Genomic DNA, 12,468 nt, shown 5'->3' with positions numbered 1-12,468 from the left:
GGGGCGGGATGGGCCGGATCACCACCCGTTGACGGACAAACCGGATCCGTGGCGGATCGGTGGTCCCGCTGCCGGCCGCGGCGGTGCAGGATGATGCCCACCCTGGTCCCATCCCGAGGAGTTCCCGTGGGCGCACCCCCCACCCCCGCGCCGGATCATGCGCCGGCCCGCCCCGGCTCGCCCGTGCTCCCCGCCGACCGGGCGTTCGCCCGGCCGCGCCGCCGGCTGCTCGCCGCCGCGGCGGCGCTGGCCGCGCTGCTCGCCGTCGGCGCCGGCACGCTGCTCGACCTGCGCACCCCGGCGCCGCGCCCGGCCGACGCCCCGGCGGGCGAGTTCAGCGCCGACCGGGCGTACGAGAATGTCAAGGTCATCGCCGCCCGGCCGCACGTGGCGGGGAGCCCGGCCAACGACCAGGTCCGCGCCCACGTCGAGGGGGTGCTGCGCGGGCTCGGCCTGGAGACCGAGGTGCAGGACACCGTCGCCCCGGAGGCCGGCCAGCTCAGCGGCGCGGCCGGCGGCGCCGCCCTGGCCCGGGTGCGCAACGTGGTGGCCCGGCTGCCGGGGACCGACCCGACCGGCCGGGTCTTCCTGGTCGCCCACTACGACTCGGTGCAGACCGGCCCGGGCGGCAACGACGACGCCGCCGGCACCTCCGCCATCCTGGAGGTGGCCCGGGCGCTGGCCGCCGGGCCCCGACCGCGCAACGACATCGTCTTCGTGCTCACCGACGCCGAGGAGGCGTGCCTCTGCGGCGCCTCGGCCTTCGCCGCCAGCCACCCGCTGGCCGGCGACGGCGGCGTGGTGCTCAACCTGGAGGCCCGCGGCTCCACCGGCCCGGTGATCATGTTCGAGACGTCGCGGAACAACGCGAAGCTGGTGGAGGTCTTCGGGCGGGCCGCGCCGCACCCGGTGGGCACCTCGTTCGCGGTGGAGATCTACCGGGCGCTGCCCAACGACACCGACTTCACCGCGTTCCTGGCGGAAGACTTCGTCGGGCTGAACTCGGCGTACATCGACGGCGGGGCGATCTACCACACCCCGCTGGACACCCCGGCCGCGCTGGACCGGGCCAGCCTCCAGCAGCACGGCGACAACGCGCTCGGCCTGGCCCGCGAGTTCGGCCGGGTCGACCTGGGCACGCTGCGCGCGGGCCAAGACGCCACCTACTTCCCGGTGCCCGGCGGGCTGGTCCACCACCCCGGCTGGCTGACCCTGCCGCTGGCCCTGCTCGCGCTGGCCGCCGTGGTCGCCCTCGGCTGGCTGACCCGCCGGCGGGACCGCGCCAGCGGGCGCCGGCTGGCCGCCGGCTTCGCGCTGACGCTGGTGCCGATCGTGGCCGCCCCGGTGGCCGCCCAACTGCTCTGGGCGGCGGTCACCGCGATCCGGCCCGGCTACGCCGAACTGCTCGACCCGTACCGGCCGACCTGGTACCGGCTGGCGGTGGTGGCGCTGGCCGTCGCCATCCTGTTCGCCTGGTACGCGCTGACCCGCCGCCGGATCGGCCCGGCCGCGCTGGCGGTCGGCGCGCTGGGCTGGCTGGCCCTGCTCGGGGTGCTGCTCGCCGTGCTGGTGCCCGGCGGGGCGTACCTGCTCAGCCTGCCGGCCCTGGCCGGCGCGCTCGGCGGGCTGGTGGCGCTGTCCACCCGGCTCGACGGCCCGTGGCCGGTGCTCGCGGTGACGGTGGCCGGCGCGGTGGCCGTGGTGATCCTGCTGCCGACCGTCGTGCTGCTCTTCCCGGCGCTCGGCATGGCGATGGGCGGGGTGGCCGCGCTGGTCGCGGTGCTGCTCGGGCTGGCCGCGCTGCCGGTGGTGGACCTGCTGCACCCGCAGGCCGGTGGCCAGCGGGGACTGGTCGCGCTGCGCGCCCGCCGGCTCGGCGCGCTGCCGGCCGGGGCCGCCGCGTTCGCGGCGGTGGTGTTCGCCGGGGTCGGGCTCACCGTCGACCGGTTCGACGCCGCGCACCCCGCGCCCACCCACCTGATGTACGCCCTCGACGCCGGCACCGGCCAGGCCCGGTGGCTCAGCCACGAGGCCGACCCGCAGCCCTGGACCAGCCAGTACGTGGACGGTCGGGTCTCGGTGGCGGACGACTTCCCGGGCCTGGGCGACGGCGAGCTGCTCGGCGGTCCGGCGCAGGCGGCGAACCTGCCCGCGCCGAAGCTGGACGTGCTGGCCGACAGCACCGCCGGCGCCGAGCGCACCCTGCGGCTGCAGCTCACCCCGCAACGCGGGGTCCGCCTGGCCAGCCTGCACGTCGACTCGGCGACGGCGACCGTGCTGCGCGCCGAGGTGGCCGGCCGGTCGGTGCCGGTCGAGGCGCGGGACGGCAGGTGGGGCTTCGGCGTGGTCTTCCACGCCCCGCCGGCCGACGGCATCGAGGTCACGCTGACCCTCGCGCCGAAGGCGGAGCGGGTGCAGCTGCGCGCGATGGACGCCAGCGACGGCCTGGACGCGCTGCCCGGGTTCCGGCCCCGCCCGCCGGACGTCGGGGTGGTGGGCTCGCACAGCTCGGAGATGCTGGCGGTCGCCCGCACCTATCCGCTCTGACCGGCACCGGGAGTGGCCGTCGCACCCGTGGCCACTCCCGCCCGGCGGCATCCGCCGCCTTGGCGCCCGTCGGTCACCACGCTAGGAGAAAGGACCCCGCCGGAGTTCAGGTGTTGCGGCCCGACGTAAGTGTGTGGTTAACTACTCACATGTCGCCCTCCACGAAGCCCCGCACCTTGTCAACCGCTGAAGACCGCCGTCAGGAAGTGCTGTCCACGGCCATCGGGGCATTCGCGGCGCGCGGCTACTTCGGCACCACCACGGTCGAGGTCGCGAAGGCGGCCGGGATATCGCAGGCGTACCTGTACCGGCTGTTCCCCGACAAGGAAGCGCTGTTCGCGGCAGTGGTCGAGCGCACCTTCGACCGGTTCCGCGAGAGCCTCGCCGAGGGCGCCGCGGCCGCCACCAGCAGCTCCCCCGAGGCGGTGCTGTCGGCAATGGGCGGCGCGTACGCGCAGTTGATCAGAGATCAGGATCTGCTGCTGGTCCAGATGCACGCACAGTGCGCGGCGGTGTCGGTCCCGGAGGTCCGCAAGGCCGTGCGGCACGGCTACTCCCGCGTGGTGGAGTACGCCCGCAGCGTCTCGGGCGCCTCGGACGAGCAGTTGCAGGAGTTCATCGCCATGGGCGCGCTGTGCAACGTGGTGGTGACCATGGGCGCCGACGACGTGGACGCCCCTTGGGCCAGGACGCTGTCGACCGGCCTGCGTCACTGACCAGCGCGGCGGTTGCCATGACCGCCGCGCCATTTCGGCACCAGCAGTGAGTAATCAACCACTCTATTTAGGGAGTCGAGAAGTGAGGACCATCACCGAGATGAGCGGCGCCACCGTCGCCGCCCCGGCCGCCGAGCTGACGGTCGTCGGCAGCGCCGGGCGGCGGCGCTGGGCCGTCCTGGCATTGCTGGCCGTCGCGCAGTTCGCGGTCGTGCTCGACTCATCGATCATGAACATCGCCCTGCCGTCGATCGGCGACGAGCTGCGGGTCTCGCCGGAGAACCTGTCCTGGATCATCAACGCCTACGTGCTGGCCTTCGGAGGCTTCCTGCTGCTCGGCGGCCGGCTGGCCGACCTGCTGGGCCGCAGGCGCGTCTTCGTGGCCGGCCTGGTGCTGTTCGCCGCAGCCTCACTGGCCGGCGGGCTGGCTTCCACGGCATGGCAGCTCATCGCCGCACGGGCTGCGCAAGGGCTTGGCGGGGCGCTGCTCGCGCCCGCCGCGCTGTCGATCCTGACCACGATCTTCCCGGCGGGCGCCGAACGCAACAAGGCGCTCGGTGTCTGGGGTGCGGTCGCCGGCTCCGGCGCCGCGGCCGGCGTCCTGCTCGGCGGGGTCATCACCGACGCGCTCGGCTGGGAATGGGTCCTGTTCATCAACGTCCCCATCGGGGCGGCCACCGCGCTGCTGAGTCTGCGGCTCATCCCCGAAAGCCGTGGGCACGCCGGGCGCAGCGGCTTCGATCTCGCAGGCGCGGCCACGGTCACCGGGGGCCTGACCGCGGCCGTGTACGCGATCGTCGAAGCGGAGTCGGCGGGCTGGGCCGCACCGACGACGCTGGCGGTCTTCGCGGCCGCCGCCGTCCTGCTCGGCGCGTTCGTCGTCATCGAACACCGCGCGACCTCTCCCCTGCTGCCGTTTGCGATCTTCCAGCTGCGCACCGTCCTCGGCGCGAACGTGACGATGCTGTTTGTCGGAGCTGCGATGTTCGGGTTGTTCTACTTCCTGTCGCTGTCGATGCAGCAGGTCCTGGGCTACACGCCGCTGCAGACCGGCCTCGCCCAGCTCCCCGTCGCCGGCACCCTGGTCGTGGCCGCCGGCCTGATCTCCCCGCTGGTCACCCGCATCGGCAGCAAGCCGGTGACCCTCGCGGGCCTCGCCGCCTTCGCCGCGGGTCTGGTCTGGTTCTCACGGATGCCCGCCGACGCGGGGTTCGTCAGCGCTCTGCTCGGGCCCTCGCTCGTCGTCGGTGTCGGCCTCGCGGCGACGTTCGTCGCGCTCACGGTCAGCTCCGTCGAAGGCATCACCGACGCCGAGTCCGGACTGGCCAGCGGGCTCATCAACACCACCCAGCAGATCGGCGGCGCGCTCGGCCTGGCCGCGCTGACCGCCGTGGCCGCCAGCCGCACCGACAGCATCAACGGCGCCGTACCTGCCATCGCCCTCAACGAGGGCTTCCGGGCGGCGCTGCTCGTGGCCGCCGGCATCGTCGCCGCAGCCGTCGCGCTCACCGCCATCGTCGCCCGGGGCTCTCGCCCTGCCGGCCAGTTCGCTGCCGCCACGCCCGGGGGGCAGGAGAGCGGCTCCCGGCCAGCAGCCTGAACTCTTACCGAGTTAGTGAGTAATCAACCACTCTGATCGAGGAGGTCCGCCATGAACAGGAACACCGCACTCAACCGCCGCCAGGCCGTCAAAGGCCTGCTGTACGCGACCGTTGCCGCCACCACGATCGCGGCCCTGGCCGAGCCCGCCGCCGCCCAGCCCGGCCACACCCCCGCCACCCTCGCGGTCGCGGCGCGGCAGGTCCACGTCGACGTCGACCGCCAGGCCCAGGTCATCGTCGACCTGTCCATCGTCATCGACGCCCCGCTGGCGGCCGTGTGGCAGCTGCACACTGGTATCGACCAGTGGCCGTCCTGGCAGCAGGACATCAGCCGGGCCAAGCTGACCGGCCCGCTGCGCCCGGGCGGCTCGTTCGCCTGGGAGACCCACGGGCTGCCCATCGTCTCCACCATCTGCGAGGTCCGCCCCCTGCGGCGCATCGTGTGGGGCGGGCGAGCGCTGGGGATCGACGGCGTCCACGTGTGGACCTTCACCCCGACCCACGACGGAGTCGTCGTGCACACCACCGAGTCCTGGGACGGCCCACCGATCGCCGCCGACCCTGAAGGCATGCGCGCCGCGCTAACCGCATCACTGACCTCCTGGCTCGCCGCCCTCAAGGCGACCGCCGAGGCGGCCAACCGACGGTGATCGGCGCCAACCCCCAGCAGCACGCACCACCAGGAACCCACACCATCGCAGTGAGTGATCGACTACTCGTACACGAGGAGGAAGAAGTGAGCACCGCTCCCGAAGTCAGCCTGGACGCCGCGGCCGAGCTGGCCGGCACCGAGGACAGAACCGTCAAGAAGCTCAAGCGCCGCCGGCAGCGCGGCACCGCGAAGGCCCTGCTGTACACGGCCCTGATCGTCACCGCCCTGTTCATCCTGGCCGAGCCATGGCTGCTGCTGCCGTTCGGCATCGCCGCCGCCGCCATCTCGCTGTGGGACTGAGAGGAATCGTCATGGACGTCAACCGCAACGCCCAGATCATCGTCGACCTGTCGACCGTCATCGACGCCCCCCTCGACACCGTGTGGCAACTGCACACCCGCATCGACGCGTGGCCGACCTGGCAGCAGGACATCACCCAGGCGCAGCTGTCCGGCCCGGTCGCGGTGGGCAGCACCTTCGACTGGCACACGCATGGGCTGTCCATCACCTCCACCATCGGCGAGGTCCACCCGATGCGGCGCATCGTCTGGGGCGGACCCGCACACGGCATCGACGGTGTCCACGCGTGGACCTTCGAGCAGACACCCGCCGGAGTCATCGTGCGCACGAGTGAGTCGTGGGACGGCCCGCCGGTCGCCGCCGACCCCGACGGCATGCGCGCCGCCCTCATCTCCTCACTGACCGCCTGGCTCGCCGCGCTCAAGACCGCCGCTGAGTCCACCCCCTGACAACCCTCCGGCGCCCACGGCACCACCGTGGGCGCCGGACCGTTCCCAGAAGGGGACCTGCCATGTACGAGCCGCTGTTCATCATCGACCTGCTCCTGGCCGCCGCCGCAGCCGTCACCGCCGTCCTGGCCGGCCGCCACGCCGTACGACTGGCCTACAACGCCGACGCGGCCCGCCCGATGCGCCGCAACCTTCACCTGACCGCAGGGCTCACCGCGGCCCGGCTCATCGTGGCCGCGCTGCTGCTGACCGGCGGTTGGGATCTCGCCAGCGACCGCATCATCCTCGGGCTGCCGGCAGCGACCATTCCCACGGTCTGGGCCCTGATCACAGCAACCCGGGCCACCACCGGCAGTGGACACAGTCGCACCCGCGCCGCGACCGCGGTCCAGACCGCCACCGCGGGCACCCTGATCGCCGCCTACCTGCAATACGCCCCGGCTGGCCCACAGGACACCGCCATCGTGCTGGCGATCGAGATCGCCCTGCTCGGCGCAGCAGCGGCCGGATCGGCGACGCTGGTGCGTTGGCGCCACCGGGCCAGCGCGGCCGGGGCGCTGCCCCGAGCCGGACGCGTTCCGTGGTTCGCCGCCGGCGGCCTCCTCACCGCGCTCCTACTGGCATGGAGCGCCTACGCCCTCAACCCCGTCACGCCCGGCGCCACCGAGGGTCATGCCCACCACGCCGCCGGCCCCATGGACTGGGGCGGCGGGCCGGCACAAGGCCACCACGTCGGCGGGCATGGCACCCGCAGCATCGACCAGCTCACCGGACCCCGCGGCACTCCCGCCGACGTCAGCAGAACGCTCACCGCGGCGAAGAGCACACTGCGGCTGAGCTCCGGACGCACCATCGACGCGCTCACGTTCAACGGTCAGGCACCCGGCCCGCAGATCCGGGTACGGCAGGGACAACTGCTCGAGGTCACGCTGCTCAACTCCGACGTCACCGAAGGGGTCACCGTGCACTGGCACGGCGTCGACGTCCCCAACGCCGAAGACGGCGTACCCGACCTCACCCAGGCACCGGTCATGCCCGGCGGCCGCCACGTCTACCGGTTCATCCCCGACCGCGCCGGAACCTTCTGGTACCACACCCACCGCGACTCCGACCGCACCGTGCAACGCGGACTGTTCGGAGCGCTCATCGTCGAACCCGCTGAAGGCGATCCACACGACAGTTCCGAGCACATCGCCTTCACGCACCTGTGGCCCGCCGGCGACGACCCCATCGCGGCATTCGACCGCGACGACACACCACGCGCCATCCAGGTCCCGGCAGGCGAACCGGCGCGCCTTCGGCTGATCAACAGTTCCGAGGAGCCACAACGGCTCACCACCCACGGCACACCGTTCACCGTGACCAGCATCGAAGGAAACCCCATCACCGGCCCGACGGAACTGCCCGCCGCAACAGACCTGCTCCTGGCCGCAGGCGGCCGCGCTGACATCGCCTTCACGATGCCCGACACCGCCGTCACCATCCGCATCGACGCCGGCGAGACACCCAACGACGCAGCACTCGTCCTCAGCCCCACCGGCAGCCCAACCCCCGCCCCAGCAGGCCGGGGCACCCTGTTCGACCCCGCGACCTACGGCACCGCCCCGGCCACCACGCCAGCCCTCGCCGCCGGCGGCTTCGACCGCAACTTCAACGTCGTACTGGAGGACGGCTTCGCCTACCACGCCGGCACGCCCACCTACACCACCCTGATCAACGGCAGGACCGCGCCGTCAGTGCCCACACTCATGGTCACCGAAGGCGACCGCGTACGCATGCGCGTCGTCAACCGCAGCCTGATGGACCACCCGATGCACCTGCACGGACACCGCATCCTCGTACTGGCACGCAACGGCACACCGACCACCGGCAGCCCCTGGTGGACCGACACCCTCAACGTCAGCCCCGGCCAGATCTTCGACATCGCGTTCACCGCCGACAACCCCGGCGTGTGGATGGACCACTGCCACAACTTCCGACACGCCGCCAACGGAATGATCATGCACCTGGCATATGCCGACGTCGTACCGGCGCGAGCCTGGTGAAGCGGGCCTGTGGCACCGGCGATGGGCTCGCCGCCGCGGGCCGTTCGGCTGGCTTGGGTGGTGAGGATGCCGCCGCTACTTCCAGCGGAAGTGGACGAAGAGGCGGCCGAAGTTCTTCGAGTCCTTCTCGACCCGGTGGTAGAGCTGCTTGACGTCCTTCTGGTCGAGGAACCGCAGCACCCGCTTCTTCAGCTGGCCGGAGCCCTTGCCAGGGATGATCTCGACGAGGGTGGCCTTCTTGGCCACCGCCTCGTCCATGATCCCGCGCAGCGCGCGGTCGATGTCATGGCCCTTGTTGAAGATGTCGTGCAGGTCCAGCTTCAGCTTCACGCCGCACCCACCGGCAGGTCAGGTCCCATGGACTCGATGGTAGGCCGCGCCGGGGCGGCGGACCGGGCGCGGACCCGGCGGTCCGCGGAGACAGGTCGGGGCAGCCCTGTCGAGCTGCCCCGTCCCTGCGACCGCCCGGGCGCGTCGCCCGGTCTCCGCGTCACCGACCGCCGGCGACCCGGGTCTCGACCCGGCGCAGGGCGGTGCGGTAGTCGTCGTTCTCCGAGTGCATCGCCGCGGCGATGCGCAGGTGCCGCAGCGCGTCGGCGTGCCGGTTCAGCCGCTCCAGCGTCCGGCCCAGCACGTGGTGGGCGTAATGGTCGCTGGGGTCCCGGTCGACCAGTTCCCGCAGCTGCTCCTCGGCCCGGTTGAGCTGGGCCGACTGGAAGTAGGCCCGGGCCAGCAGCTGGCGTACCGAGGCGTTGCCCGGCTCGGCCTCGACGATCGGTTCGAGCAGCCGGGCCGCTCCGGTCGGGTCACCGGTCTCGAAGAACAGGGTCGCCCGCCGGTACTCGGCCAGAAGATCCATTGCACCCACCCCCTCGTTCGCGCCGCCACTCCTCCGACGCTGGCACAACACCGGCCGTACCGCGACTGTTCCCCGAACCGTCGGGCGGCTCAGGCGGTGGCGCCGTGCCGGCCGGCGGCCAGTTCCCAGGCGCGGACGCCGCCGACGATGCCGGCGCTGTTCGGCACCACCACCACGTCGTCGCCCATCCGGGCCAGCTGCTCGGGCCGGATCAGCCGGGAGTTGCCCCCGCCCAGGTAGAGCCGGTCCCAGCGGAACACCGGGCGCAGCCCCTCCACCACCTGCCGGATCCGGCGGGACCAGAACGCGTCGCCGAGCCGGCGGCGCTCCGGCTCGCCCACGTACGTGTCGTAGGTGGTGCCCCAGCGCACCGGGGCGTGCGACAGCTCGAGGTGCGGGGCGAGCGCCCCGCCGTCGAAGAGCGCGCTGCCCAGCCCCGTGCCCAGGGTCAGCACCAGCTCGCAGCCGGTCCCGGCGACCACCCCGGCGCCGTGCACCTCGGCGTCGTTGAGCACCAGCGCGGGCACCCCGAACGCCTCGGCGAGGGCGGTCCGCGCGTCGAACCCGGACCACTCGGCGAGCAGCTCGGGCAGGACCTTGCTGCGCGGGCCGGACCGGGTCACGTAGTGCGGGGTGGCCACCACCACGCCGTGCCGGATCATGCCGGGCATCCCGACGGTCAGCCGGTCCGCCGCGGGCAGCCGGGCGCCGAGGTCCAGCAGCGTCTTGACGAAGAGCGCCGGCGGCAGCGGATACGGGGTGGGCACCCGCAGCGGCCGGGCCCGCATCGTGCCCGCCTCGTCCAGCACGGACGCCTTGATCCCGCCGCCGCCGCAGTCGATCGCCAGTGTGGTCACCACTCCGCCGAGTCTGCCCGGTGCCGACGGCTCGCGTGCGCCCGGGCGGATAGGCTCGCGTCCTCATGAGCGCCACGATGATCGTCAAGGACCTGGCCGCCGGACACGGCGACCGTCCGCTCTTCGCCGGGCTCGACCTGGTGGTCGCTCCGGGCGACGTGATCGGCCTGGTCGGGCCGAACGGGGCGGGCAAGTCGACGCTGCTACGTACCCTCGCCGGGTTGCTGCCGGTGGAGGCCGGCGGCGTCACGCTCAGCCCGCCCAGCGCGAGCGTCGGGCACCTGCCGCAGGAGCCGGAGCGCCGGCCCGGCGAGACGGTCCGTGGCTTCCTGGCCCGGCGCACCGGGGTGGCCGGCGCGCAGGCCGCGCTGGACGCCGCCACCGAGGCGCTCACCGCCGGCGCGGCGGGCGCCGACGACGCGTACGCCGAGGCGCTGGAGCGTTGGCTCGCCCTCGGCGGCGCGGACCTGGACGAGCGGGCCGAGCAGGTGGCCGCCGAGCTGGGCCTCGCGGTCGATCTGGAGCACCCGATGACCGGGCTCTCCGGCGGCCAGGCGGCCCGGGCCGGGCTGGCCTCGCTGCTGCTCAGCCGCTACGACGTCTTCCTGCTCGACGAGCCGACCAACGACCTGGACCTGGCCGGGCTGGAGCGGCTGGAGCAGTTCGTCACCGGGCTGCGGGCCGGCACGGTGCTGGTCAGCCACGACCGGGAGTTCCTCACCCGCACCGTCACCCGGGTGCTGGAGCTGGACCTGCCCCAGCAGCAGGTCAACCACTTCGGCGGCGGCTACGCGGCCTACCTGGAGGAGCGCGAGGTCGCCCGCCGGCACGCCCGGGCGGACTACGAGGAGTACGCCGACACCCGGTCGGCGCTGGAGGCGCGGGCCCGGACCCAGCGGGCCTGGATGGAGAAGGGCGTGAAGAACGCCCGGCGCAAGGCCACCGACAACGACAAGATCGGCCGGAAGTTCCGGTCGGAGGCGACCGAGAAGCAGGCCGCCAAGGCCAAGCAGACCGAGCGGCTGATCGAGCGGCTGGAGGTGGTCGAGGAGCCGCGCAAGGAGTGGGAGCTGCGGATGGAGATTGCCGCCGCACCCCGCGCCGGCGCCGTCGTGGCCGCGCTCCGCGACGCGGTGGTACGCCGCGGCGGCTTCACCCTCGGGCCGGTACACCTCCAGATCGACTGGGCCGACCGGGTCGCGGTCACCGGGGCGAACGGCTCCGGCAAGTCCACCCTGCTGGCCGCCCTGCTCGGCCGGCTGCCGCTGGACGCCGGGCACGCCAGCCTCGGCCCCGGGGTGGTGGTCGGCGAGGTGGATCAGGCCCGGGGGCTGTTCCTGGGCGGGCAGCCGCTGATCGACGCGTTCCGGGCCGCCGTACCGGAGCTGTCGCCGGCGGACGCGCGTACCCTGCTGGCCAAGTTCGGCCTGCGCGCGGCGCACGTGCTGCGCCCGGCGGCCACGCTGTCGCCCGGCGAGCGGACCCGGGCGGCGCTGGCCCTGTTGCAGGGGCGCGGGGTCAACCTGCTGGTGCTGGACGAGCCGACCAACCACCTCGACCTGCCGGCCATCGAGCAGCTGGAATCCGCGCTGGCCAGCTACCCCGGCACCCTGCTGCTGGTCACCCACGACCGGCGGATGCTCGACGCCGTGGCGACCAACCGGCGGCTGCGGGTGGACGCCGGACGGATCGCCGAGGACTGATCCGTGCCGACCCGCTCGCGGCGGGTGACAATGACCCCATGCTCAAGTGGGAGTACGCGCTGCTGGTCCGCCGTCGCCAGGCGGCGACCAACGACCTCGGCTGGGAGGTCGTCTTCGTCTGGTACGGCCCGGACGGCTCCATGGTCGACGTGACGCCCTACGGCGACACCGCGCTGGCCCACCTGAACCGGGCCGGTGACCAGGGCTGGGAGCTGGTCGCGATGAGCGAGGACCCGTCCCTGCCCGGCAACAACGAGCTGCACCGCTACCACCTGAAGCGGCCGAAGCCGGCCACCCCGCCGCCCCGACAGCGGATGCGGGCCGCTGGCCGTCCCCGGCGGAGCATCGCCGGCTGAGCGCCTTCCCGGCTGCAACCTACCCGAACCCCCTTGGCCCGGGGAAATGCGTCCCGTGGCCCGGACCGCGTGCCTCGTGGCCCAGGCCCGCCCGCCTCGCGGCCCCAAACGCCCCATCGCCCAGGGACCAGCGCCCCTCGCGGCCCCGAACGCCCCGTGGCCAGGGACCAGCGCGCCTCGTGGGCCCGTCTGCGTCTCATAGCCCAGGACCCGCAAGCGTTGGCCCGCTCTGTGGCTCCGGGCGCCCGGCCCCTCCCGGCCGGAGCACCACCTTGCGAATGAGGCTGATGCCTCAGAATCATAAAAATGGGTCTTGTGACGGATGTGTGGGTTGGTGGTCATCGGTGGGGTAGCTGGGGTCGGTGGCCGCCGAGGCTGAGCAT

Annotated in this window: 11 protein-coding genes and 1 pseudogene; 9 read left to right on the top strand and 3 right to left on the bottom strand. The window is 73.3% G+C overall.

Translation table 11 applies throughout. The features are described from left to right. Positions 1–126 precede the first annotated feature (126 nt). The 7 genes from AC1WTP_RS05150 (at position 127) to AC1WTP_RS05120 (ending at position 8,310) form a co-directional block, all read left to right on the top strand. A complete protein-coding gene (locus tag AC1WTP_RS05150; protein WP_481648104.1) occupies positions 127–2,547 on the top strand; it encodes a M28 family peptidase in 2,421 nt (806 codons plus the stop codon). A gap of 149 nt (positions 2,548–2,696) precedes the next feature. Beyond that, entirely contained in the window at positions 2,697–3,263 is a 567-nt protein-coding gene (locus AC1WTP_RS05145; protein ID WP_481648103.1) for a TetR/AcrR family transcriptional regulator, read from the top strand. Between the two features lie 100 nt (positions 3,264–3,363). Further along, the gene (locus tag AC1WTP_RS05140) at positions 3,364–4,863 is read left to right on the top strand and encodes an MFS transporter (RefSeq protein WP_481648102.1); all 1,500 of its coding nucleotides are present in this window, start codon (positions 3,364–3,366) and stop codon (positions 4,861–4,863) included. A 51-nt stretch (positions 4,864–4,914) separates the two neighbouring features. Further along, positions 4,915–5,514, top strand: a complete 600-nt coding sequence (locus tag AC1WTP_RS05135) for an SRPBCC family protein (protein ID WP_481648101.1) — start codon at positions 4,915–4,917, stop codon at positions 5,512–5,514. A gap of 86 nt (positions 5,515–5,600) precedes the next feature. Then, positions 5,601–5,816 carry a hypothetical protein gene (locus AC1WTP_RS05130; protein WP_481648100.1) on the top strand — a complete coding sequence of 72 codons (216 nt, stop codon included), beginning with the start codon at positions 5,601–5,603 and terminating at the stop codon, positions 5,814–5,816. 11 nt (positions 5,817–5,827) lie between these two features. Continuing rightward, complete coding sequence (locus AC1WTP_RS05125) at positions 5,828–6,265, top strand: SRPBCC family protein (protein WP_481648099.1); 438 nt, start codon at positions 5,828–5,830, stop codon at positions 6,263–6,265. A gap of 230 nt (positions 6,266–6,495) precedes the next feature. Further along, positions 6,496–8,310, top strand: coding sequence for a multicopper oxidase family protein (locus tag AC1WTP_RS05120; RefSeq protein ID WP_481648098.1), 1,815 nt, complete (start codon positions 6,496–6,498; stop codon positions 8,308–8,310). 75 nt (positions 8,311–8,385) lie between these two features. On the opposite strand, the gene AC1WTP_RS05115 is transcribed toward AC1WTP_RS05120, so the two are convergent. The 3 genes from AC1WTP_RS05115 to AC1WTP_RS05105 all read right to left on the bottom strand — a co-directional run bounded on the left by AC1WTP_RS05115 (position 8,386) and on the right by AC1WTP_RS05105 (position 10,029). After that, complete coding sequence (locus AC1WTP_RS05115) at positions 8,386–8,640, bottom strand: Smr/MutS family protein (RefSeq protein ID WP_013736060.1); 255 nt, start codon at positions 8,638–8,640, stop codon at positions 8,386–8,388. 160 nt (positions 8,641–8,800) lie between these two features. Next, positions 8,801–9,169 carry a tetratricopeptide repeat protein gene (locus AC1WTP_RS05110; RefSeq protein WP_481648097.1) on the bottom strand — a complete coding sequence of 123 codons (369 nt, stop codon included), beginning with the start codon at positions 9,167–9,169 and terminating at the stop codon, positions 8,801–8,803. 89 nt (positions 9,170–9,258) lie between these two features. Beyond that, positions 9,259–10,029 (bottom strand): ROK family protein, encoded by a 771-nt coding sequence (locus AC1WTP_RS05105; RefSeq protein ID WP_481648096.1) that lies wholly within the window; start codon positions 10,027–10,029, stop codon positions 9,259–9,261. A 62-nt stretch (positions 10,030–10,091) separates the two neighbouring features. Between AC1WTP_RS05105 and AC1WTP_RS05100 the strand changes: the two genes are divergently transcribed. Both AC1WTP_RS05100 and AC1WTP_RS05095 read left to right on the top strand, forming a co-directional pair. After that, on the top strand, positions 10,092–11,729 hold the full coding sequence (locus AC1WTP_RS05100; protein WP_481648095.1) for an ABC-F family ATP-binding cassette domain-containing protein: 1,638 nt from the start codon (positions 10,092–10,094) through the stop codon (positions 11,727–11,729). A gap of 38 nt (positions 11,730–11,767) precedes the next feature. Beyond that, positions 11,768–12,013, top strand: a pseudogene (locus tag AC1WTP_RS05095) (hypothetical protein); the annotation flags it as partial. Positions 12,014–12,468 lie beyond the last annotated feature (455 nt).

The organism is Micromonospora sp. R311, assembly GCF_056780015.1.
Note: the sequence above shows the minus strand (reverse complement) of the source record. Positions and strands in the feature narration are given on the sequence as shown.

Coding starts and splice junctions, on each gene's coding strand:
- AC1WTP_RS05145 (WP_481648103.1), top strand. CDS start 2,697: ATGTCGCCCTCCACGAAGCCCCGCACCTTGTCAACCGCTGAAGACCGC.
- AC1WTP_RS05140 (WP_481648102.1), top strand. CDS start 3,364: ATGAGCGGCGCCACCGTCGCCGCCCCGGCCGCCGAGCTGACGGTCGTC.
- AC1WTP_RS05135 (WP_481648101.1), top strand. CDS start 4,915: ATGAACAGGAACACCGCACTCAACCGCCGCCAGGCCGTCAAAGGCCTG.
- AC1WTP_RS05125 (WP_481648099.1), top strand. CDS start 5,828: ATGGACGTCAACCGCAACGCCCAGATCATCGTCGACCTGTCGACCGTC.
- AC1WTP_RS05110 (WP_481648097.1), bottom strand. CDS start 9,169: ATGGATCTTCTGGCCGAGTACCGGCGGGCGACCCTGTTCTTCGAGACC.
- AC1WTP_RS05100 (WP_481648095.1), top strand. CDS start 10,092: ATGAGCGCCACGATGATCGTCAAGGACCTGGCCGCCGGACACGGCGAC.